Annotated in this window: 21 protein-coding genes; 10 read left to right on the forward strand and 11 right to left on the reverse strand. The window is 69.1% G+C overall.

Annotated elements, in window-relative coordinates:
* Window positions 1-3: 3 nt before the first annotated feature.
* Together ACZYRS_RS19800 and ACZYRS_RS19805 are read right to left on the reverse strand one after the other, a co-directional pair.
* Window positions 4-966 carry a PDR/VanB family oxidoreductase gene (locus ACZYRS_RS19800; RefSeq protein WP_463420616.1) on the reverse strand — a complete coding sequence of 321 codons (963 nt, stop codon included), beginning with the start codon at window positions 964-966 and terminating at the stop codon, window positions 4-6.
* Entirely contained in the window at window positions 963-2222 is a 1260-nt protein-coding gene (locus ACZYRS_RS19805) for a dienelactone hydrolase family protein (RefSeq protein ID WP_463420617.1), read from the reverse strand. Before ACZYRS_RS19805 ends, ACZYRS_RS19800 begins: the two co-directional genes overlap by 4 nt.
* Before the next feature lie 187 nt (window positions 2223-2409).
* On the opposite strand from ACZYRS_RS19805, the gene ACZYRS_RS19810 reads away from it, so the two are divergent.
* Window positions 2410-3591 carry an ABC transporter substrate-binding protein gene (locus ACZYRS_RS19810; protein ID WP_463420618.1) on the forward strand — a complete coding sequence of 394 codons (1182 nt, stop codon included), beginning with the start codon at window positions 2410-2412 and terminating at the stop codon, window positions 3589-3591.
* Between the two features lie 12 nt (window positions 3592-3603).
* Here the strand turns inward: ACZYRS_RS19810 and ACZYRS_RS19815 are convergent, their stop codons facing one another.
* Window positions 3604-4608, reverse strand: a complete 1005-nt coding sequence (locus ACZYRS_RS19815; RefSeq protein ID WP_463420619.1) for an AraC family transcriptional regulator — start codon at window positions 4606-4608, stop codon at window positions 3604-3606.
* A gap of 292 nt (window positions 4609-4900) precedes the next feature.
* Complete coding sequence (locus ACZYRS_RS19820; protein WP_463420620.1) at window positions 4901-5914, reverse strand: zinc-dependent alcohol dehydrogenase family protein; 1014 nt, start codon at window positions 5912-5914, stop codon at window positions 4901-4903.
* 84 nt (window positions 5915-5998) lie between these two features.
* Here ACZYRS_RS19820 and ACZYRS_RS19825 point away from each other — a divergent pair, with 84 nt between their 5' ends.
* Genes ACZYRS_RS19825 through ACZYRS_RS19835 form a run of 3 tightly spaced genes read left to right on the forward strand, consistent with a single transcriptional unit; the run spans window position 5999 to window position 8602 of the window.
* Window positions 5999-6931, forward strand: coding sequence for a LysR family transcriptional regulator (locus tag ACZYRS_RS19825; RefSeq protein ID WP_463420621.1), 933 nt, complete (start codon window positions 5999-6001; stop codon window positions 6929-6931).
* Window positions 6932-6961: 30 nt separating this feature from the next.
* Window positions 6962-7837 carry an alpha/beta hydrolase gene (locus tag ACZYRS_RS19830; RefSeq protein WP_463420622.1) on the forward strand — a complete coding sequence of 292 codons (876 nt, stop codon included), beginning with the start codon at window positions 6962-6964 and terminating at the stop codon, window positions 7835-7837.
* Between the two features lie 9 nt (window positions 7838-7846).
* The gene (locus ACZYRS_RS19835; RefSeq protein ID WP_463420623.1) at window positions 7847-8602 is read left to right on the forward strand and encodes a molybdate ABC transporter substrate-binding protein; all 756 of its coding nucleotides are present in this window, start codon (window positions 7847-7849) and stop codon (window positions 8600-8602) included.
* Window positions 8603-8635: 33 nt separating this feature from the next.
* Here ACZYRS_RS19835 and ACZYRS_RS19840 read toward each other — a convergent pair whose 3' ends face one another.
* Together ACZYRS_RS19840 and ACZYRS_RS19845 are read right to left on the reverse strand one after the other, a co-directional pair.
* Window positions 8636-8983 (reverse strand): GFA family protein, encoded by a 348-nt coding sequence (locus tag ACZYRS_RS19840; protein WP_198784250.1) that lies wholly within the window; start codon window positions 8981-8983, stop codon window positions 8636-8638.
* 74 nt (window positions 8984-9057) lie between these two features.
* Window positions 9058-10335 (reverse strand): LysR family transcriptional regulator, encoded by a 1278-nt coding sequence (locus ACZYRS_RS19845; RefSeq protein ID WP_463420624.1) that lies wholly within the window; start codon window positions 10333-10335, stop codon window positions 9058-9060.
* Between the two features lie 130 nt (window positions 10336-10465).
* On the opposite strand from ACZYRS_RS19845, the gene ACZYRS_RS19850 reads away from it, so the two are divergent.
* The 5 genes from ACZYRS_RS19850 to ACZYRS_RS19870 are packed head-to-tail and all read left to right on the forward strand — an operon-like array spanning window position 10466 to window position 15210.
* The gene (locus ACZYRS_RS19850; protein ID WP_463420625.1) at window positions 10466-11494 is read left to right on the forward strand and encodes an amidohydrolase family protein; all 1029 of its coding nucleotides are present in this window, start codon (window positions 10466-10468) and stop codon (window positions 11492-11494) included.
* Window positions 11495-11496: 2 nt separating this feature from the next.
* The gene (ligK, locus tag ACZYRS_RS19855) at window positions 11497-12192 is read left to right on the forward strand and encodes a 4-carboxy-4-hydroxy-2-oxoadipate aldolase/oxaloacetate decarboxylase (protein ID WP_198784253.1); all 696 of its coding nucleotides are present in this window, start codon (window positions 11497-11499) and stop codon (window positions 12190-12192) included.
* A 12-nt stretch (window positions 12193-12204) separates the two neighbouring features.
* Window positions 12205-13515: a gallate dioxygenase gene (locus tag ACZYRS_RS19860; protein ID WP_463420626.1), complete on the forward strand. Its 1311-nt coding sequence runs from the start codon at window positions 12205-12207 to the stop codon at window positions 13513-13515.
* A complete protein-coding gene (locus tag ACZYRS_RS19865) occupies window positions 13512-14507 on the forward strand; it encodes a Bug family tripartite tricarboxylate transporter substrate binding protein (RefSeq protein WP_463420627.1) in 996 nt (331 codons plus the stop codon). Before ACZYRS_RS19860 ends, ACZYRS_RS19865 begins: the two co-directional genes overlap by 4 nt.
* Before the next feature lie 4 nt (window positions 14508-14511).
* On the forward strand, window positions 14512-15210 hold the full coding sequence (locus ACZYRS_RS19870; protein ID WP_463420628.1) for a substrate-binding domain-containing protein: 699 nt from the start codon (window positions 14512-14514) through the stop codon (window positions 15208-15210).
* Here the strand turns inward: ACZYRS_RS19870 and ACZYRS_RS19875 are convergent.
* On the reverse strand, window positions 15201-15605 hold the full coding sequence (locus tag ACZYRS_RS19875; protein WP_198784257.1) for a GFA family protein: 405 nt from the start codon (window positions 15603-15605) through the stop codon (window positions 15201-15203). The genes ACZYRS_RS19870 and ACZYRS_RS19875 overlap by 10 nt on opposite strands.
* Before the next feature lie 88 nt (window positions 15606-15693).
* Between ACZYRS_RS19875 and ACZYRS_RS19880 the strand changes: the two genes are divergently transcribed.
* Window positions 15694-16686 (forward strand): helix-turn-helix transcriptional regulator, encoded by a 993-nt coding sequence (locus ACZYRS_RS19880; protein ID WP_463420629.1) that lies wholly within the window; start codon window positions 15694-15696, stop codon window positions 16684-16686.
* Here the strand turns inward: ACZYRS_RS19880 and ACZYRS_RS19885 are convergent.
* The 4 genes from ACZYRS_RS19885 to ACZYRS_RS19900 form a co-directional block, all read right to left on the reverse strand.
* Window positions 16661-17002, reverse strand: coding sequence for a hypothetical protein (locus tag ACZYRS_RS19885; RefSeq protein ID WP_463420630.1), 342 nt, complete (start codon window positions 17000-17002; stop codon window positions 16661-16663). The genes ACZYRS_RS19880 and ACZYRS_RS19885 overlap by 26 nt on opposite strands.
* Window positions 17003-17019: 17 nt before the next feature.
* Window positions 17020-18501, reverse strand: coding sequence for a DegQ family serine endoprotease (locus ACZYRS_RS19890; RefSeq protein WP_463420631.1), 1482 nt, complete (start codon window positions 18499-18501; stop codon window positions 17020-17022).
* 101 nt (window positions 18502-18602) lie between these two features.
* Complete coding sequence (locus ACZYRS_RS19895; RefSeq protein WP_463420632.1) at window positions 18603-19940, reverse strand: ATP-binding protein; 1338 nt, start codon at window positions 19938-19940, stop codon at window positions 18603-18605.
* Window positions 19941-20049: 109 nt separating this feature from the next.
* Entirely contained in the window at window positions 20050-20709 is a 660-nt protein-coding gene (locus ACZYRS_RS19900) for a response regulator (RefSeq protein ID WP_042579965.1), read from the reverse strand.
* Window positions 20710-20762: the final 53 nt, after the last annotated feature.

Below are 20762 nucleotides of genomic sequence, written 5' to 3' on the forward strand. Positions count from 1 at the left end.
TCATCAGATGTCGAGCACCAGGTGCGGCGTCTTGGCGCGCGACACGCAGGTGCACAGGGTCTTGCCGCCCGCCTTCTCGCGCGGGCTCAGGTTGTGGTCGCGGTGGTCGGGCACGCCCTCCACCACGTCGACGGCGCACACGCCGCAGTCGCCCTGGCGGCAGTCGTACATCGGGTCGAGCCCGGCGGCGATCAGCACGTCGAGCAGGCTCTGGCCGGGCGCCACTGTCAGCGTCTTTCCCGAGCGCAACGTGCGCACCTCGAAGGCCGTGTCGCCGGCCTCTGCGAGCGCGCCGGCGAAGAGCTCGAAGTGCACATGGTCCTCGGGCCAGCCCTGTGCGCGGGCGGTGTCGACCACCGCCTGCACCATGCCGCGCGGGCCGCAAACATGCAAGTGGCGGCCGCTCTGCGGCGCCGCAAGCAGCGCGCGCAGGTCGAGGCCGCGCGCGGGGTCGCCGCCGTCGTGCACCACCGTGCCGCCGAGCGCGCGCACGTCGGCGAGGTACGCGGTCGCCTCCTCGCTGCGCGTCGCATAGAAGAAGTCGAAGGCCTGCCCCTCGGCGGCCAGCGTGCGTGCCATGCACAGCAGCGGCGTGATGCCGATGCCGCCCGCCACCAGCAGCGGCGGCAGCGCCCCCTCGTGCAAGGCGAAGTCGTTGCGCGGCGGGTGCGCGGCCAGCACCGCGCCGGGCGCGAGGCCGTGCATCCAGGCCGAGCCGCCCGAGCCCTCGGGCTCGTGCAGCACCGCGATCTCATAGCTGCCGGAGCCGTCGTGCGGGCGCACCAGCGAATACGCGCGCTGCCCGCTCGACGGCGCGACCTGCACGCTCACGCTCAGATGTGCGCCCGGTGCGAACGGCGGCAGGTCGCCGCCACTCGCCGCCCGCAGCACGAAGGCCTTGATGGCCGGCGTGAGCGGCGTGACCGAAGCCACCACCAGCGCCAGCATGTCAGCGCCCTGCGTCATCCGAGCGGCAGCGCGGGGTCGGCGATCGTGAGGCCGCTGGACTTCGACCAGCGCGGCATCAGCGTGTTCGACGGCAGCGTTTCATCGACCAGCTTGCGCGCGGTCTCCACGCCCGCCACGGGCAGGCCCTTGGCATCGAGCAGGCCGATCTGCACCAGCACGCTGGCCTGGTCCCAGTAGATGTGCTCGTGGTAGAGCTTGTCGCCGCGGAACTTGACGATGGCGACCAGCGGAATCTCCACCGGCTTGCCGGTTGGCGCGATGCCCGGCAGCATCCAGTCGACTTCCACCGTGTGGGTGAAAGAGAAGAGCATCTCGTCCACGATCTGCGTCGCGCCCACGGTGCGCGAGATCGGTGTGAGCCGCGTGTCCGGCGGCGTCGTCGGAATGAAGTGGTGCTTGTAGAAGCGCGAGAGCTCCCTGGCGCCCACGCCGCCGGTCATCGTCGGGATGTGGTTGACGTAGGGCTCGCTCACCATCGTGCCCATGGTCGCCACAACGTCGCGCGTGCCGAACTCGTATTCGCAGTGCTTGTCCCAGAGCGCCGACAGGTCGTAGACCGGCCCGATGGCCTCCTTGAACAGCGCCATCGAGCGCTGGTGCGCCATGAGCGTGGAAGGCTTGTCGAAATGGTCCCCGCCGGTGCGCGCGAACGCGTGGTCCACGCCGGGGTAGACGTACATCTGCGCGCCCGGCTTGCCGGCAAAGGCCTCGAGCACCTGGGCGCGCGCCTCGGGCGGGCAGAACTGGTCGAGCTCGGCGAAGTGCAGCGCGATCGGGCATTCGATCTTCGGCACGAGGTCGAGCGCGGCCTCGATGCCCACGCCGTAGTAACCCACCGCCGCATCCACACCCGAGTGCGCGGCCGCCAGATACGCCAGCTTGCCGCCGAGGCAATAGCCCAGCGCGCCGACCTTGCCGTTGCAGGCCGGGTGCGCGCGCAGCGCCTTCACGCTCGCGGTGACGTCGGCGATGCCGGCGTCGATGTCGAACTTCTGGAAGAAGCCGAATGCGCGTTGCCAGTCTTGCGGCGAATAGCCCAGGTCGACGTCGGGCTCCATGCGCCAGAAGAGATCGGGTGCGAGCACCACGTAGCCCTCTTCGGCATAGAGGTCGGCCACCTCGCGCACGTAGTCGTTGATGCCGAAGATCTCCTGGCACAGCACGATGCCGGGGCCGCTGCCCGAAGCCGGCAGTGCGAGGTAACCGCGAAAGCTGCGGCCGTCGCTGGCCGGGATGTCGATGTACTGACTCATCGTGGATGTCTCCAAAGTGGTGGGGCTTTTCGGAATTCTGGGCAGCGCCCTCTCCACTGTCTGTCCATTTTTTGCAAGCGATGCCGCTGCAAGAAACGGATAGCCCGCCGCGGCGGCGGCACGCAGACTGCGACGCGCATTGCATTCACCCCCCACGTCAACCGAATCCCTCAAGAGGAGATCTCTCATGTCGCAGACAAGCATCCGAACGGCCTTGTTGGCCCTCGCCGCCGTCACTGGCGCATCGCTGTCACAGGCCCAGCCCGTCAAGGTCGGCCTCGCGATGGACCTCTCGGGCCCCTTCGCCGTCGGCGGCGCCGAGTCCAAGGCCGGCTTCGCCGTGGCGATCAAGCAGCTCAACGGCAAGCTGGGCGGCGTGCCGGTCGAGTTCGTCGAGGCCGACACCGCGGGCAATCCCGACCTGGCCCGTCAGGTGGTCGAGCGCATGCTGCTGCGCGACAAGATCGACCTCTTCACCGGCCCCGTGGGCTCGTCGGTCGCGCTGGCCGTCGGCCCGCCGCTCTTCGCCGCCAAGGTGCCTTACCTCTCGAGCAACACCGGCCCGAGCGACTACTCGGGCGCCAAGTGCAACCCCTACTTCTTCGGCGCGTCGTACCCCAACGATGCGTACCACGAAGCCGCGGGCAAGTTCGCCTCCGACAAGGGCTTCAAAAAAGTCGCGCTCATCGCCCCCAGCTACCCCGGCGGCAAGGACGCGGTCAACGGCTTCAAGCGCAACTTCAAGGGCGGCGTGGGCGACGAGCTCTACACCAAGCTCGGCCAGCTGGACTACTCGGCCGAGCTCGCGCAGATCCGCGCGAGCAAGCCCGATGCGCTCTACTTCTTCCTGCCCGGCGCGATGGGCGTGAGCTTCATCAAGCAGTTCGTCGGCGCGGGCCTGTCGAAAGACGTGGCGCTGATCTCGACCGCCTTCTCCGCCGACGAAGACATGATCCCCGCCGTCGGCGAGCCGATGCTCGGGCTCTTCAACACCGCGCACTGGTCCTACGACCTGGACAACCCCGCCAACCAGCGCTTCGTGGCCGAGTTCCGCCAGCAGAACAACGGGCGCAATCCGTCCTTCTATGCCGGCCAGGCCTACGACGTGCTCATGGCGATGGATGCGGCCGTGCGCGATGCCGGCGGCAAGGTGGCCGACCGGCCCGCGCTGCTCAAGGCGATCAAGGCCGCGAAGTACAAGTCGGTGCGCGGCGATTTCAGCTACGGCGCCAACAACTTCCCGATCCAGAACTACTACCTGCGCGTGATCGGCAAGGACGCGAGCGGCCGCATCACCAACAAGGTGATCGGCACCGTGCTGCAGAACTACCAGGACAGCTCGGCCGCCAAGTGCGCGATGAAGTCCTAGTGCAGTCCTGACCTAGTGCCTTGAAGTGTCGCGCGGGAGCTGCCCGAAGCGCTCCCGGTAGCAGGCGGCGAAGCGGCTCAGGTGCGAGAAGCCGCAGTCCAGCGCGATCTGCGTCACGCTCGCGCCGTCGTGCCGCGCGAGCTGCGCATGCGCGGCATCGAGCCGCATGTTGCGCAGCACCTCCATCGGCGACAGGTCGCGGTGACGTCGGAACAGCAACGCGAGCATGCGACGCGTCACGCCCGCGGCATCTGCCACCTCTTCGAGCGACAGGGCCGTATCGAGCCGGCTGCGCATGAATTCTTCGGCGCGCCGCAACTGCCCGAGGCTCGCAGTCTCCGAGCCGAGGCGCAGCGCATCGTGCCGCTGTCGCACCGAGTTGGGCCGGTGGCACAGCAAATAGAGCATGAGGTTGTCTTCGCAGTGGGCCAGCCAGCGCGGGTCGTACGGGGTGCCGCCGTCGCCCGCCGCAGGCAGCAGCGACGCGAGGTTGGCCACCATGCGGCACCACTGCGTGCCGGCGGCGTCGTCCAGCCGCAGCGGCATCTCGAAATCGATCTCGCCCACCTCATCCGCATGGCGCACGGCGAAGGCGCGGCGCGCCACGTCCTGCAGGCGGCCCAGTTCGATCTTGAGCATCAGCTGCTCGCAGTCGGCATGCCAGCGCAGCCGCACCGGCTTGTGCGCGGACACCACCGCGCCCTGGCCCGGATGGATCTGCAGCGTCTGGCCGCCCGTGCGGATTTCGGCATGGCCGCGCAGCGGCATCTGCACCAGCACGAAGTTGCCGAGCGCATCGGGCTCGATGTCCACGTCGCAGCCGTAGCGCAGGATGCACAGCGACAGTGCGCTCATCTCGGCGCGGCAGAACACCGCATCGACCTTGCCGCGCCCCCAGACGCTGCGATGGTCCTTCAGCTCATGGGCGACCAGCGCGTGGGTTTCGTCCGCTTCGCGCGAGCGGAACACCTCGCGTCCGTACAAGGGAGAAAGCTGCTGGCTCGACCATGCGTCCACGGGCACTCCTGGGGTCAGGGGGTTGGAAACCATTGTTTGTCACCCGTACGCCGCCCCTGAGATTTCGAAACATAACGAAAGCGATGGATTCGCGCCGAGGGCAAGGCGCAAACCACAGCGATACCTGTAGGTATCGCGAGGATTTGCAACGCCGCCATCGGGGCGAAGACGCGCTTTCGTGTTTCGAAATCTCAGGGGCGGCGTACCAGGGGCGTGCCCGCAATCTACCGCCGGGTCGCGCTTGCCGCCATGGGGCTTGCCCCGACGTGCAAGAAGCTTGCCCGGGCGCCGCTCAGACCGTGAGCACAACTTTGCCGATGTGCCCCGCACGCTCCAGGTATTCGTGCGCCTGCACCACGTCGCCGAATGCGAACTCGCGATCGATGCGCACCTGCAGCGTGCCGTTTCCGAGGCCCGCATCGACGAAGGCCAGCGCGCGGCCGAGCGCGGCCTCGTCGCGCGGCAATCCCATCGTGGCCGCGCCGGTGTGCTCGAGCACCTTGTAGACATGGAAGCGCCAGCTCTTTCTGAACTGCGCGATCACCGGGTACCTGAATTCGGCCCCGCCCGAGAGGCCATACAGCACGTACAACCCGCGATGCGCGACCACGTCGCCGAGCCGCTCGACCTGCGCGCCGCCCACGCCGTCGTACACCAGGTCGACGCCGCGGCCTTCGGTGAGCTGCAGCACGCGCTCGACCGCGTCTTCACCGTCCGTCACGACCACATGCGTCGCGCCCGCTTCACGCAACGCCTCGCGCTTGGCGGCGGTGCGCGTGACGGCGATGGCGACGATGCCCGCCGCACGCGCCATCTGCAGCGCCGCGATGCCGGTGCCCGATGAAGCGCCGGTCACGAGCATCACCTGCCCGCGCTGCAACTGCGCCATCTCGAACATCGGGAAGTAGCCCGTGAGGTAGGCCATGTACGCGCCCGAAGCCTGCGCGGGCGAAAGGTTGCCGGGGTACCGCACCACGTGCGACGCCGGCAGGAGGATGTGCTCGCCATAGGTGGGATAGCGGCCCTGGCCGGCGCCCGGCAGCACCGCGACCTTGTCGCCTGCCTTCAGCCCTTCGACGCCCTCGCCCACCGCCTCGACGACGCCCGCGGCCTCGTTGCCCAGCCCGGCTGGCAGCGTCGCGTCCTCGATGTAGAGGTTCTCGCGCCACAGCGCATCGGCCCGGTTCAGGCCGATGGCCTCGACCGCGACGCGCACCTCGCCGGCGCCGGGCGCTGGCGTCTCGACCTCCTCGATCTTCAGCACCTCGGCACCGCCGAACGCGTGGAAGCGAACCATCTTGCCCATGAAAAATCTCCTTCTTGAATGATCGATGGCTTAAATTTAGAAGCCTGAGGACCATCAAGGAAATCGATTCGCGGGATATTCGCTATGCGCGCAATCGATAACGCCAGGACGCTGATGAAACCCATCGAACTCAACCGCATCGACCTGAACCTGCTCACGGTGCTCGCCGCGCTCATGCGCGAGCGCCACGTCAGCCGCGCCGCGGAGCGGTTGAACCTGGGCCAGCCCGCGGTGAGCCATGCGCTCGCGCGGCTGCGCGAGCTCACCGGCGATCCGCTGCTGGTGCGCCAGGGCCGCGTGATGGAGCCGACCGAGCGCGCGCTGGCGCTGATGCAGGGCCTGGGCCCCGCGCTCGCGCAGATCGAGGCCACGTTCCGCGCGCAGGCCGACTTCGAGCCCGAGCGCGCCGCGCCGGTGTTTCGCATCGGCCTGACCGACGACCTGCAGATCGCGATGCTGCCCCGGCTGCTGCGCGCGCTCAGCGCCGAAGTGCCCGGCGCCAAGCTGGTGACGCTCACGGTCTGCTACCGCAACGCCATGCGCTACCTGGAGCAAGGGCGCGTGAGTGCGGTGATGTCGTTCCTGAAGGACCTCCCCGCCGATGCGAAGGTGCGCAAGGTCCGCACGGCGCGTTTCGCCATGCTGCGTGCGGACGGCGTTCCCGGAAAACTCTCGCTCGACGACTACTGCCGGCGCCGCCACGTGCTCGTGACCTATGCGGGCGACCTGTGCGGCACGGTCGATGAAACGCTGGGCGAGTTCGGGCGGCAGCGCGATGTGGCGTTCTCGGTGCCGCAGTTCGGCAGCCTCCCCGCCGTGCTGGCCGGCACCGATCTGGTGGCCACGGTGCCCGAGCACGTGGCGCTGGCGCTGTCGGCGCAAGGCGGCCTTCGCTACGAGGCCTTGCCGTTCGAGAGCCCGGACTACCAGATCAGGATGGCCTGGCGCGCGGTGACCGACAAGGACTCGGCGGAGGCGTGGCTGCGCAAGGCCATGCTGCGCGCCTTCAACGATTAGGATGGCAACCCTCTTCCACGGGGACACCGCATGTCAAATATCGAAACCAACTTCGAGCTGACCGCCAACGACGGCTATGCGGTGGAAGCCCACCGCTGGCAAGGCGCCGCACCGCGGGCCATCGTCCAGTTGGCGCATGGCATGGGCGAGCATTCGCTGCGCTACCGGCCGCTCGCCGATGCGCTCACGCAGGCCGGCTACGTGGTCTACGCGAACGAGCACCGCGGCCATGGCCAGGGCGCCTCGACACGCGGCGAGCTCGGCGAATTCGGTCCGCGCGCCTTTGCCGGCCTCGTGGACGACATGGCACTGCTGAGCCGCCACGCGCGCGCCGCGCACCCCGGCCTGCCGCTCATCCTCATCGGCCACAGCATGGGCTCGTTCGCCACGCAGTACTACCTGGCGCGGCACAGCGAGTTGCTGTCCGGCGCGGTGCTCTCGGGCACCGCGGCGCTCGACCTGCTGGGCGCCGCGTTGCAAAGCGGCTTTCGCCTCGAAGACATGAACGCCGCGCTGCCCGATGTGCGCACCCCGTTCGACTGGCTCAGCCGCGACCCGGCGCAGGTCGATGCGTACATCGCCGATCCGCTGTGCGGGTTCACGGTCTCGGCCGAGGGCCTGGGCTCCATGTTCGCGGACCTCGCGGAACTCACGCCCGCGGCGATGCAATCGCGCATCCGGCCCGAACTGCCGCTCTACCTCTTCATCGGCGACCAGGACCCGGTCAGCAACAAGGCCGAGTGGTTCTATCCCCTGGTGCAGCGCTACCGCGAAGCGGGCCTGCGCGATGTGTCGTGCCACGTGTTCGGCGGTGCGCGCCACGAGACGCTGAACGAGACCAACCGCGATGAGGTCGTGGCGGTGTTGCTGGCGTGGATTGCGCGCGTTGTTTCATCCACTCGTTGAGCCAAGAAAATGCGCAACCTGAAAACGATCATCGCCCTCGCGCTCCTGGCCCTGTGCGGCAGCGCGTCGGCAGCGGACCTCAAGGTGCTGACGGCCGGCGCGTTCAAGCCGGTGGTCGCGGCATTGGCGCCGGCCTTCGCGCAGCGCACGGGCCATCGGCTGGTCATCGACAACGACACGGCCGGCGCGCTGCAACGCCGCATCGGCGACGGCGAGGCTTTCGACGTGGTGGTGCTGACGCCGGCCGCGCTCGACCAGCTGGCCAAGGCCGGCAAGGTGGATGCCGGCACATCGGCGCGGCTCGCGCGCGTCGGCATCGGCGTCGCGGTCAGGCAGGGTGCGCCGGCGCCCGACATCGGCAGCGTGGCCGCATTCCGTCAGACGTTGCTGGCCGCACGCGCCGTGGCCTACATCGATCCGGCAGCGGGCGGCTCCAGCGGCGTGTACCTGTCGCAGTTGTTCACCACGATGGGCATCGCGCCACAGATCGAGGCCAAGGCGGTGCTGGTGCCCGGCGGGCTGGTGGCGCAGCGCGTGGTCGACGGCAACGCGGACATCGCCATCCACCAGATCAGCGAGATCCTCGCCGTGCCGGGCGCCGCGCTGGTGGGCCCGATCCCGGCCGAGATCCAGAACTACACCGTGTATGCCGGGGCCGTGGCAGTCGCCGCGCGCGATCCGGCGGCCGCGAAAGCTTTTCTCGCGCTGCTCGGCAGTGCCGAGGCTCGCGAGGTTCTCACGAAGAAGGGCATGGAAGGGCCCTGACGCCGAGGCCGCCGAAGCGAGCCTTCGTGCGCCTCACCGCGACCGCCCATCGAAGTGCGTGACCGGCACGGCCGCGAGGTCGATGCCCTCGATGCAGCGCACGTTGATGGCCGCCATCGGCTCGCCCTTCGGACCGGTCGCCTCGCTGTAGGGCTGGATGCCGCAGTTCGGGCAGAAGCGGTGCCTGATCGCGTGCTTGTTGAAGAGGTAGGTGTTCGCGTTCTCCTCGGGCGTGAGCAGGCGCATCGCGTCGCGCGGCACGAACCACAGGAGCGAGCCCCTGCGCTGGCACATGGAGCAGTTGCAGGCCATGGCCGAGGCGATCTCGCCCTCGGCTTCGAACTTCACGCGGCCGCAGTGGCAGCTTCCTTCGTACTTCATGGTGTGTGTCTCCGGCATGTGGGGCGACAAGAATGGCAGCCGGCCGCGCCCATGGCAAGTGCCGCCTGTGCGGCTCAGCGCACCGTCACGCGGAAATCGGGCGATCGCGCCACCACCGCCGCGATCTCCGCCATCAACGCCCTCGCCCCCGGCGACGGGAAGGCGCCCTGCCGCTGCGTCAATCCGATCTCGCGCCGCGTCTCGTCCAGCGGAAAGTCCAGCACCACGAGGCTGCCGTCGCGGATCTCGTAGCGCAGCTGGTGCGGCGAGATCGCGGTCAGCATGTCGCTCTCCAGCAGCAGGCCGCGCAGCACGGCGAGGTCGCCGGTTTCCACCGCGGGAATCGGCGGCGCCTCGCGCGCGGACGAGAAGAACCGCTCGAGCAGTTCGCGCGACGGCGTGTTGTGCCGCGAGAGCGCCCAGCTCGCCTGGCGCAGCGCATCGAAGTCGATGCGCTTCGCATGCACCAGCGGATGGCCCGCGCGCGCGATCACCGCGATGCGGTCCTCGAACAGCGCCTCCTGCTGCAACTCCTTGGCTTCGGCGGGGCCGCGCAGCGCGCCGAGGATGAAGTCGATGTCGCCGCTGCGAAGCGACGCGGCCAGCGCGTCGTACGGGCTCTCGACGGTGGCGACGTGCAGCCCCGGATGCCGCGCGAGCAGCGCGGCGATCGCGAGCGGCAGCACCTGCGTGCGCCCGAGCGGGAGCGCGCCGACGGTCACGCTCCCCTGCAGCGTGCCTTCGCTGGCGGCGATGTCCGGCCCGATATGGCGCAGCTCCGCGAGCACGCGCTTGAAGTGAAAGGCCACGATCTCGCCGGCCGGTGTCGGCGCGAGGCCGCGCGCCTTGCGTTCGAGCAGCGCGGCGCCGAGCCCTGCCTCCAGGTCCTTCAGCGCGCTGCTGATGGCCGGCTGCGTGATGCCGAATTCGCGCGCGACGGCGGGCATGTTGCGCTTCTCCACCAGGCTCGCGATGACCGCGAGCCTCCGGCCGTTGAGGATCGACGCGAAGAGCGAGGGCACGTCGGCGGTCGCGCCGATGCCGCCGCGCGCGACGAGCTGCAGCCGCGCGTCCTCGAACTCGCGCTCGATGCGAAGCGCGCGCACCAACACCAGCTCGCCGTAAGAGTTGAGCGCCATGCCGCGCGCGCGGCGATCGAACAGCGGCCGGCCCAGCACGCCTTCGAGCGCCGAGATGGAGCGCGTGACGCCCGAGGCGACGCGGTACAGGCGCTCGTCCGCGGCCCGGGCGATGCTGCCGGCGGCGGCCACGGCCGAGAACGCGCGCAGGTGCCGCAGGTTGATGGCGAGCGCGCTGCCGATCACTTTGTCTTGCTGGTTCGCCGGGTTCATTTCAGTCCTCGGGGTAAACCCTATCGATAAGAAAGTCTGATGGTAGGGCAACCCGAACTCACCCCACGCGAAGACGCGCGCGACCACACTCGAAGGCATCCGAGCCAACAACTGATTGGGTGAGAAAAAAATGATCATCGACTGCCACGGCCACTACACCACCGCGCCCAAGGCGCTGGAGAACTGGCGCAACCAGCAGATCGCGGGCCTCAAAGACCCCGCGCTGAAACCCCGCGTCGCAGACCTGAAGATCAGCGACGATGAGCTGCGCGAATCGATCGAGGGCAACCAGCTGCGCCTCATGAAGGAGCGCGGCAGCGACTTGACAATCTTCAGCCCGCGCGCGAGCTTCATGGCGCATCACATCGGCGATTTCGAAACCTCGTCGACCTGGGCCGCGATCTGCAACGAGCTGTGCTTCCGCGTGAGCGAGCTCTTTCCCGATCACTTCATCGGCGCGGCGATGCTGCCGCAATCGCCCGGCGTGGACCCGCGCAGCTGCATCCCCGAGCTGGAGCGCTGCGTGCGCGAGTACGGCTTCGTGGGGATCAACCTCAACCCCGATCCCTCGGGCGGGCACTGGACTTCGCCGCCGCTGTCGGACCGCCACTGGTACCCGCTCTACGAGAAGATGGTCGAGCACGACATCCCGGCGATGGTGCATGTCAGCACGAGCTGCAACGCGTGCTTCCACACCACCGGCGCGCACTACCTGAACGCGGACACCACCGCGTTCATGCAGTGCCTCACGTCCGACCTCTTCACCGACTTTCCGACGCTGCGCTTCGTGATCCCGCACGGCGGCGGCGCGGTGCCCTACCACTGGGGGCGTTTTCGCGGGCTCGCGCAGGAGATGAAGAAGCCGCTGCTCAAGGACCACCTGCTCAACAACATCTTCTTCGACACCTGCGTCTACCACCAGCCGGGCATCGACCTGCTCACGCGCGTGATTCCGGTGGACAACATCCTCTTCGCGAGCGAGATGATCGGCGCGGTGCGCGGCATCGATCCGGAGACCGGCTTCTTCTACGACGACACGCGCCGCTACATCGACGCGACGCCGATGCTCGATGCCGCAACGCGCCACAAGGTGTTCGAAGGCAACGCACGCCGCGTCTATCCGCGCCTCGATCGCGCACTCATCGCCAAAGGCCTCTGACCATGTCCAGCACCCTCCAGCAACTCGGCGTCGTCCATCGCAACATCGTGCGCGCCGATCCGGCCGCCGTCGAAAAGCTGTCGCGCTTCGGCGTCTCGACCGTGCATGAGGCCCTGGGCCGGCTCGGGCTGATGCAGCCGCGCATCCGCCCCATCCACCCCGATGCGCGCTTCTGCGGCACGGCCGTCACGGTGCTGCTGCAGCCGGGCGACAACTGGATGCTGCATGTCGCAGCCGAACAGATCCAGCCGGGCGACGTCGTGGTGGCCGCCTGCACCAGCGACAGCACCGACGGCTTCTTCGGCGACCTGTTGGCCACCTCGTTCAAGGCGCGCGGCTGCAAGGGCCTGGTGATCGACGGCGGCGTGCGGGACGTGCGCGACCTCAACGCGATGAACTTCCCCGTGTTCAGCCGCGCGATCCATTCCAAGGGCACCATCAAGGCGACGCTCGGCTCGGTCAACGTGCCGGTGGTGTGCGCGGGCGCGCTGGTGAACCCGGGCGACGTGGTGGTTGCCGACATCGACGGCGTGGTGGTCGTGCCGGCCGCACGCGCGCAGCAGGTGGCCGATGCGGCCGAGGCGCGCGAAGCCAACGAGACCGCCAAGCGCGAGCGTTTCGCCGCGGGCGAGCTGGGCCTGGACATGTACGCGATGCGCGAGCCGCTGGCCAAGGCGGGCCTGCGCTACATCGACTGAGGAAGAACGGCCATGGCTCGCATCATCGGCGCCGTCGCATGCTCGCACACGCCCACCATCGGCTTCGCCTTCGACAAGAAGAAGCAGCAGGACCCGGTGTGGGCGCCGATCTTCGAGGCCTTCGCGCCCGTGCAGCGCTGGCTCGCCGAGCGCAAACCCGACGTGCTCTTCTTCATCTACAACGACCACGTCAGTTCGTTCTTCTTCGACCACTATTCGGCCTTCTCGCTCGGCGTGGGGGATCGGCATGCGGTGGCCGACGAAGGCGGCGGCGCGCGCGACCTGCCCGCGCTCGCGGGCCATCCGGCGCTTGCCCAGCACATCGGGCGCTCGCTGGTGGCGGACGAGTTCGATATGTCCTTCTTCCAGGACCGCGCGCTCGACCACGGCGTGTTCTCGCCGATGTCGCTGCTGTGCCCGCACGAGCCCGAATGGCCCGTGCCGGTGATCCCGCTGCAGGTCGGCGTGCTGCAGTCGCCGGTGCCCTCGGCGCGGCGCTGCTACCGGCTCGGGCAGGCGCTGCGCCGCGCGATCGAGAGCTATCCCGAGGACCTGAAGGTGGCCATCGTCGCCACCGGCGGGCTCTCGCATCAGGTGCATGGCGAGCGCGCGGGCTTCAACAACACCGCATGGGACGCGCAATTTCTCGACCTCATCGAGAACGACCCGGTGCGCCTCACCGAAATGACGCAGGCCGAGCTCGCCACGCTGGGCGGCATGGAAGGCGCCGAGGTCATCATGTGGCTCGTGATGCGCGGCGCGCTCTCCGCCAACATCCGCAAGACGCACCAGAGCTACTACCTGCCGTCGATGACGGGCATCGCGACCGCTGTCTACGAGAACCTCGCGAGCCAGCCGGTCGCCGGCGAGATGGAACGCCATCGCCGCCACATGCACGAGCAACTGGCCGGCATCGAATCGCTCGAAGGCACGCATCCGTTCACGCTCGCGACCAGCGTGCGCGCGTACCGCCTCAACAAGTTCCTGCACGGCATGACGCGGCCCGAGCATCGCGCCGGCTTCCTCGCCGATGAAGAAGCGGCCTTCGACGCCGCGGCGCTGACGCCAGAGGAGCGCACGCTGGTGCGCGCGCGCGACTGGCGCGGGCTCATCCACTACGGCGTGATCTTCTTCATGCTGGAGAAGCTGGGCGCGGTGGTCGGCGTGTCGAACCTGCACATCTATGCCGCCATGCGCGGCCAGACGCTGGACGCTTTCCAGCAGACACGCAACGCGCCCGGCGCGCTGTATTCGGTGGCCGGCAAGGATGCCGCGCCGCAGACCTGGGACGCGCAGCCGTCCCACCCTCCCGTGAAACCATGAAGACCTCTTCCCTCCGCCGTCCGTTCCTCGCTCTCTCCCTCACCCTCGCCGGAGCGCTTGCGCTCGGCGCGTCGTTCCACGCGAGCGCGGCCGACGCCTATCCCTCCAAGCCCTTGAAGATCCTCGTCGGCTACAGCGCCGGCGGCGCGGTCGATGCCATCGCGCGGTCGGTCGGCCAGCGCATGGCGGCCGTGCTCGGCCAGCCCGTGGTCGTGGAGAACAAGCCCGGCGCCGGCACCAACATCGCGATCAAGTCGCTGACCACGAGCGCGCCCGACGGCTACACGCTGCTGCTCGCGGCCAATGCGCTGGCGGTGAATCCGTCGATGTACCAGCCCGCGCCCTACGACCTGGACCGCGACTTCACGCCCATCTCGATGGTCGGCCGCGTGCCCGTGGTGTTCGCGGTGCGCGAAGGCTCGCCGATCAAGACGCTGCCCGAGTTCGTGGCCGCCGCCAAGGCCAAGCCCGGCGGCGTGACCGTCGCGACGCCGGGCAATGGCGCGACGCCGCACCTGGCGATGGAGCTCTTCCAGCACACCGCCGGCCTCAAGCTGAGCCACGTGCCCTACAAGGGCGGCGCGCAGGCGATCACCGACGTGCTCGGCGGCCATGTCGACGTGGTGGCGGTCAACGCGCTCGAAGTGCTGCCGCTCGTGAAGGGCGGCAAGCTGAAGGTGCTCGCGGTGATGAGCACCGAGCGCTCGGCCGTGCTGCCGGGCGTGCCGACGGTGGCGGAGTCGGGCTATCCCGGATTCGAGGCCAGCGTCTGGTATGGCTTCGTGGCGCCGGCGGGGCTGCCCGCGCCGGTGCTGGCCAAGCTGCACGACGCGGTGCAGAAGGCGATCGATTCGAAGGAAGTGCGCGAGCAACTCGCGGCAGCCGGCGGCGTGCCGCTGCCGGGGCCGACGGCGCAGTTCGAGAAGCTGCTCAAGAGCGACGCGGCGCGCTACGGCAAGCTGATTCGCGACGCCAACATCAAGCCGGATTGATCCCATGACGACGCCCCTTCGCGGAATCTGCTCGATGGCGACGCGCGGGTTGCTGGACGAGCTCGCGGCCGCGTATGCGCAGCGCACCGGTGTGCCGGTTTCGTTCCTCGCAGTGGGCGGTGTCGATGCCGCGCGGCGCGTGTCCGACGGCGAGCATTTCGACGTGGTGGCGCTGGCCTCGGATGCGATCGACAAGCTCATTGCCGCAGGCAGGCTCGATGCGGCGGGCAAGGTGGACATCGTTCTTTCGGAGGTCGGCGTCGCAGTGCATGCGAATGCCCAGCCGGTCGACATCGCGACGGAAGATGCGGTGCGCCACGCCGTGCAAGCGGCAACCCGCATCGCTTATTCGACCGGCCCGAGCGGCGTTGCGCTGATCGCGCTGTTCGAGCGCTGGGGCATCGCCGATGAAATCCGCGGGCGACTGGTGCAGGCGCCACCGGGCGTGCCCGTCGGCTCGCTGGTCGCGCGCGGCGAAGCTGCGCTGGGGTTCCAGCAGATGAGCGAACTGATCGGCCTCCAAGGCATCCGTCTGCTCGGTCCGCTGCCACAAGAAATCCAGATCGTCACGACCTTCTCGGCCGCACCAATCATCGGATCCACGCAGCCGGCCGCCGTGCGCTCCCTGCTCGACTTCATGGCTTCTTCAGACAGCGCCGAAACCAAGCGCCGCCACGGCATGGCGCCCGCCCGTCAGAGGTAGCGCACCTCGGCCGGCACCTCGAACCAGTTGTTGTTGCGCCCGTCCATGTGGCGCACCGGGGCCGTCGAGAGTTCTTCGAGCGTCGCGTCGTCGAGGCACGTCACGTTCACGCTGACGTAGGCGCCGCCGATCTGCGGCACGTCGCCGCGTCCGAACGACTTGATGCCGCAGGTCTTGCAGAACAGGTGCTCGGCGCTGCGCGAGGCGAATTGGTAGCTCGTGAGGTCCTGCTCGCCCGAGAGCAGCGTGAAGTCTTCGGGCTTGACGATGGCGCCCCAGCCGCGGGACTTCATGCAGATCGAACAATTGCATTTGCCGGTGCCCGCGGCGAGGTCGATCAGGGCCTGGAAGCGAACCTTGCCGCAGTGGCAGCTGCCGTTGTATGTCTTCTTCATGGGTGATTCCTTGAGTGGCTGAGGGAAACCCGAGGCTACGATCCATTGCGGACAGATTCTGTCCTCGATCCGGAGCATCATGCGGCCCATGCTGTCCGCCTCCGCACGCCTCATCCGGCTCCTTTCCCTGTTCCAGGCCCAACGCGCGTGGACCGGCGCAGGGCTCGCCGAACGCCTCGAAATCACCGAGCGCACGCTGCGCCGCGACGTCGATCGCCTGCGCACGCTCGGCTACACGGTCGACTCGACCTCGGGCGTGGCCGGCGGCTACCGGCTCGGCGCGGGCACCGCCCTGCCCCCGCTGCTGCTCGAAGACGAAGAGGCCATCGCGGTGGCGCTGGGCCTGGGCAACCCGAGCGACGGCAAGGGCGACATCGAGAACGCCTCGATGCGCGCGCTCGCCAAGCTCGAACAACTGATGCCGCCGCGGCTGCGCAAGCGCCTCGACCGCGTGCGCGCCTCGGTGGTGCCGCTCGCGCGCGGCAAGTCGGAAGTGCGGCTGAAGGCGGTCACGCTGTTCGCCGAGGCCTGCACCGACCGGGCCGCGTTGCGCTTCGACTACCGCGACCACCACGCGAAGGCGACCGCGCGCACGGTGGAGCCGCACCGCGTGGTGCAGACGGGCCAGCGCTGGTACCTGCTGGCCTGGGACACGGCGCGCGAGGACTGGCGCACCTTTCGCCTCGACCGCATCGTGGCGCCGGTGCCGACGGGCACGCGCTTCACGCCGCGCCGGCTGCCGCATGGCGATGTCGCGGCGTACATGGAACAGGCGCTGCGGATTTCGCCCTACCTGCACCACGCGCGCATCGTGGTGCATGCACCGGTCAAGGCGCTCGAAGCGCATCTGGGTTGGGTGGGCGGCGTGCCGGAGGCGATCGACGAAGGCACGACGCGGATCGCGACGGCCGCCAACTCGCTCGATGCACTGGCCGTGTGGCTCGGTTGCCTCGGGCATGACTTCGAGGTCGAGTCGCCCGCGGAATTGGTGGACCACATCGCGCGCGTGGCCGCGCGGCTCGGCAAGGCCGCGCGCAGGCGGCCCGCGGCGAAAGTCAGCGCAACGCGAACGCCAGCGTGACCGCGCCGAGCGCGAGCAGCCCGAGGCCGGCGATGAAGACCATCTCGCCCCAGGCCTCCAGCCGCGCACCCGAGCGGCGCGAGCGCATCGAGATGAACGACAGCAGCGCGCTGGCCAGGAAGACCAGCGCGTCGACGGCAAGGAGCCGGTCGATCAGCAGCCGCATGTCGTCGCGCGGCCCTAGGTGGCCGATCGACATGACGGTCATGCACACGCCGATCATCGTGGCCGACGTGGGCAGGATGTGCGCTGAGAGGCCGCTGGCCGCCGCGCGCTCCTGAACCACGACGAGGGGCAGTTGGCCGGGCAGCTTCATCCGCTTGCGCCCTGCGGTCAGCCGATGCGGACGGGCACGAAGATCTTGTCTTCGCCGCGCTGGATCAGGAGCGCCACCGACTTGTTGGTCGCCTTCGCCACCACCTCGCGCACCTGCTCCAGGCTCTGGGCCGGGGTGCCGTTGATGGCCAGCAGCACGTCGCCGGGCTGCACGCCGGCCTGCGCCGAGGGGCCCGCCGCATCTTCGATCAGGAGGCCGGTGTCGATGCCGGCCTCGCGCTTCTCCTGCGGTTGCAGGGGGCGCAGCGCCAGCCCCAGCTTGCCCTGGCCCGCACCGGTGTCGGCCTTGGCGACCTGCGCCGGCTTGTCGCTGGCATCGCCGAGCTTGGCCTGCAGTTCCTGGCGTTCGCCCTGGCGCCACACTTCGAGCGTGACCTTCTTGCCCGGCGCCTGCTGGCCGATCACCGCGGGCAGGTCGCCCGAGGAGACGATGGCCTGGCCGTCGACCTTGCGGATCACGTCGCCGGCCTTCAGGCCCGCCTTGTCGCCGGGGCCGCCCTTCTCGATGTTGGAGACCAGCGCGCCTTCGGGCTTGTCGAGCTTGAACGAATCGGCGAAGGCCTGGTTCACCTCCTGCACTGCCACGCCCAGGCGCGCATGCGAGGCCTTGCCGGTCGCGACGATCTGGTCCTTCACCTGCACTGCCACGTCGATCGGGATCGCGAACGACACGCCCTGGTAACCGCCGCTGCGGCTGTAGATCTGCGAGTTGATGCCCACCACCTCGCCACGCGTGTTGAGCAGCGGGCCGCCGGAGTTGCCGGGGTTCACCGCCACGTCGGTCTGGATGAAGGGGACGTAGCTGTCGTCGGGCAGCGACCGGCCCTTGGCGCTCACGACGCCGGCCGTCACGGTGTTCTCGAAGCCGAAGGGCGAGCCGATGGCCAGCACCCATTCGCCGACCTTCAGGTCCTTGGTGTTGCCAAGGGCGAGCACGGGCAGGTTCTTCGCATCGATCTTCAGCACGGCGATGTCGGTCTTGGCATCGGCGCCGAGCACCTTGGCGCGGTATTCGCGGCGGTCGGTGAGCTTGACGGAGACTTCCTTGGCGTCCTTCACGACGTGGGCGTTGGTGATGATGATGCCGCTGGGGTCCACGATGAAGCCCGAGCCCTGCGCGCGCACGGGCACGTCGCGCTGTTGCTGCTTCTGACCGCGCGGGCCCATCTGGCCCTGGAAGCGGCGGAAGAACTGGAACATCGGATCGTCGGGATCAATGCCCTGGATCTCGGCTGCGGCTTCGTCGTCCGACGCCTTCATGGTGCCGGTCACGCTGATGTTGACCACGGCGGGGCCGTCGCGCGAGGTGATGGTGGAGAAGTCGGGCAGCGTCACCATCGCGGGGGCTGCGGCGATGGGGGTGGCGTTGGTCGGAGCGCTCACGGCGCTGGTGTAGGCGCCGGCACCGACGGCGCCGATCACACCGGCGCTTGCCAGGGCGATCGCCAGGGCGCGGGGGGAAGTCAGGCGGGTGTTCATGGAGCGGTTCCTTTCAATTGCGTATGACGCAAAACACGATGAAAGGAATGTCGTTGCGCTGACTTAAGCGCGGCTTAAACCGCGCAAGCCGCACGGACGGCTCAGGCCGCCGCAGGAAAACGGACCACCGCCCGCAGGCCGCCCAATGTCGGGGATTGGGCGAGCGCGATGGTGGCACCGTGCAGGTCCGCGATCGACTTGACGATCGCCAGCCCCAGGCCGCTGCCCGGCGCCTGTGGTTCGCCCGAGCGGTAGAAGCGGTCGAGCACGCGCTCGCGCTCCAGCTCGGGCAGGCCCGGGCCGCTGTCGTCCACGCTGAGCTCGACCGCATCGCCGAGCTTGGCGATGCCGATGTCCACGCGCCCTTCCTCGGGCGTGTACTTGACGGCGTTGTCCAGCAGGTTGCGCAGCAGCATGCGCAGCGCCTCGGGCTGGCCCTCGACCACCGCCGCATCGGCATGCGCAACGCCGATGTCGATGCGCCGCGCCTGCGCGGCCGCGACAGCATCCGAGATCGCAAGACGCGCCACCTCGCCCAGGTCGACCGGCTCCGGCTTCGCGCCCGCCGCCATGCTGGCCTCGTGCCGGGCCAGCGCGAGCATCTGCTCGACCAGCCGCGTCGAGCGGTCGATGCCGGCGACCAGCCGGCTCACGGCGAGCTCGCGCGCCGCATCGTCGGGCGCGCGCTGCAGGCCCTGCACCTGCAGCTTCAATGCCGCGAGCGGCGAGCGCAGCTCGTGCGCGGCGTCGGCGACGAAGTGCTTCTGCGCGTCGAAGGCATGGCGCACGCGGCCGAAGAGGAGGTTGAGCTCCTGCACCAGCGGGCGCACCTCTTCGGGCAGGCCCTCTTCGCTCACCGGCGACAGATCGTCGGCCTGCCGCGAGGCCACCTGCTTTCTCACGCGCGCCACCGGCGCGAGCGAGCGGCTCACGACCCACCACACGACCAGCATCAGGAGCGGCGCCATCAACGCCACCGGCGCGATGGTGCGCAGCGCCAGCGTGCCGGCCATGCTGCGCCGCGCCGCCATGTCCTGCGCCACCTGGATCACCAGGCCGCGCGTCTGCATCGAGAACACGCGGTAGGTGGTGCCGCGCGCGCGCACGTCGGCGAAGCCCAGCACCGCGAGCTGCGGCAGTGCCGCCTGGTCGGCCGATTCGAAGACGCGCACGCCATCGGCGGTCCACACCTGCACCACGAAATCGAAGTTCTGCTCGCCGCCGCCGATGCCGCCCACGGCCGCGCTCGGCGGCAGGCCCGAGCGCAGCGACATCGCCATCTGCTGCATGTGGTAGTCGAAGATGTCGTCGGCCTCGTGCAGCACCGTGCGGTAGGCCACCAGCGCCTGCGCACCCGCGGCCAGCACGATGGCCGCGAGCAGGAACCACAGGAGGCGCGCGCGCAGCGATCCGGTGAGCGAGCCCATGATCCTGCTCATGCGCACTCCCTTCGTGGGACGACACGGAACCGGCTTTGCCGGGCCGTAGGCGTCGCCCCCGGTAGGGGGTGGGCGAAGCGACACGAAGTGCGCGAAGCCTGGGGGCGAGTCATATTTTCGGCACCATGTAGCCGACGCCTCGCACGTTGCGGATGAATTCGGCGCCGAGCTTCTTGCGCAGCCCGTGCACGTAGACCTCGACCGCGTTGCTGCTGATCTCGTCCTTCCAGCTGTAGAGCTTTTCCTCGAGCTGGGCGCGCGAGAGCACCATGCCCGGGCGCGCCAGCAGCGGCTCGAGCACCGCCCATTCGCGCGCCGACAGCACCACCGGCTGGCCCGCCACCGTGACCTCGCGCGTGGCGGGGTTGATGCTCACGCCCATGTGCTCGTACACCGGCTCGGCGCGCCCCGCCGCGCGGCGCAGCAAGGCGCGGATGCGGGCCAGCAGCTCATCGAGGTCGTAGGGCTTGAGCACGTAGTCGTCGGCGCCGGCATCGAGCCCTTCGATGCGCTGCTGCACCGAATCGCGCGCGGTGGCGATCAGCACCGGCATGCGCTGCTTGCGGGCGCGCAGGCTGCGCAGCACCTCCAGGCCGTCGCGGCGCGGCACGCCCAAATCGAGCAGCACCAGGTCGTATTGCTGGGTGCGAAGGGCCGACTCGGCGGCCTCGCCGTCTTTCACCCAGTCCACCGCGTATTGCTCGGCGCGCAGCAGGTCGAGCACGGCCTCGCCGATCATCACGTCGTCTTCGAGAAGCAGGAGTCGCATGGTTGTGTCCCGTTGTCCGGTCTGTGGGATTCGAGGCGGCGGTCGTGGTGAAG

It is taken from the genome of Variovorax sp. AC194 (genome assembly GCF_979257995.1).

Coding starts and splice junctions, on each gene's coding strand:
- ACZYRS_RS19800 (WP_463420616.1), bottom strand. CDS start 966: ATGACGCAGGGCGCTGACATGCTGGCGCTGGTGGTGGCTTCGGTCACG.
- ACZYRS_RS19805 (WP_463420617.1), bottom strand. CDS start 2,222: ATGAGTCAGTACATCGACATCCCGGCCAGCGACGGCCGCAGCTTTCGC.
- ACZYRS_RS19810 (WP_463420618.1), top strand. CDS start 2,410: ATGTCGCAGACAAGCATCCGAACGGCCTTGTTGGCCCTCGCCGCCGTC.
- ACZYRS_RS19820 (WP_463420620.1), bottom strand. CDS start 5,914: ATGGGCAAGATGGTTCGCTTCCACGCGTTCGGCGGTGCCGAGGTGCTG.
- ACZYRS_RS19825 (WP_463420621.1), top strand. CDS start 5,999: ATGCGCGCAATCGATAACGCCAGGACGCTGATGAAACCCATCGAACTC.
- ACZYRS_RS19830 (WP_463420622.1), top strand. CDS start 6,962: ATGTCAAATATCGAAACCAACTTCGAGCTGACCGCCAACGACGGCTAT.
- ACZYRS_RS19835 (WP_463420623.1), top strand. CDS start 7,847: ATGCGCAACCTGAAAACGATCATCGCCCTCGCGCTCCTGGCCCTGTGC.
- ACZYRS_RS19840 (WP_198784250.1), bottom strand. CDS start 8,983: ATGAAGTACGAAGGAAGCTGCCACTGCGGCCGCGTGAAGTTCGAAGCC.
- ACZYRS_RS19845 (WP_463420624.1), bottom strand. CDS start 10,335: ATGAACCCGGCGAACCAGCAAGACAAAGTGATCGGCAGCGCGCTCGCC.
- ACZYRS_RS19850 (WP_463420625.1), top strand. CDS start 10,466: ATGATCATCGACTGCCACGGCCACTACACCACCGCGCCCAAGGCGCTG.
- ligK (WP_198784253.1), top strand. CDS start 11,497: ATGTCCAGCACCCTCCAGCAACTCGGCGTCGTCCATCGCAACATCGTG.
- ACZYRS_RS19860 (WP_463420626.1), top strand. CDS start 12,205: ATGGCTCGCATCATCGGCGCCGTCGCATGCTCGCACACGCCCACCATC.
- ACZYRS_RS19865 (WP_463420627.1), top strand. CDS start 13,512: ATGAAGACCTCTTCCCTCCGCCGTCCGTTCCTCGCTCTCTCCCTCACC.
- ACZYRS_RS19870 (WP_463420628.1), top strand. CDS start 14,512: ATGACGACGCCCCTTCGCGGAATCTGCTCGATGGCGACGCGCGGGTTG.
- ACZYRS_RS19875 (WP_198784257.1), bottom strand. CDS start 15,605: ATGAAGAAGACATACAACGGCAGCTGCCACTGCGGCAAGGTTCGCTTC.
- ACZYRS_RS19880 (WP_463420629.1), top strand. CDS start 15,694: ATGCTGTCCGCCTCCGCACGCCTCATCCGGCTCCTTTCCCTGTTCCAG.
- ACZYRS_RS19885 (WP_463420630.1), bottom strand. CDS start 17,002: ATGAAGCTGCCCGGCCAACTGCCCCTCGTCGTGGTTCAGGAGCGCGCG.
- ACZYRS_RS19890 (WP_463420631.1), bottom strand. CDS start 18,501: ATGAACACCCGCCTGACTTCCCCCCGCGCCCTGGCGATCGCCCTGGCA.
- ACZYRS_RS19895 (WP_463420632.1), bottom strand. CDS start 19,940: ATGAGCAGGATCATGGGCTCGCTCACCGGATCGCTGCGCGCGCGCCTC.
- ACZYRS_RS19900 (WP_042579965.1), bottom strand. CDS start 20,709: ATGCGACTCCTGCTTCTCGAAGACGACGTGATGATCGGCGAGGCCGTG.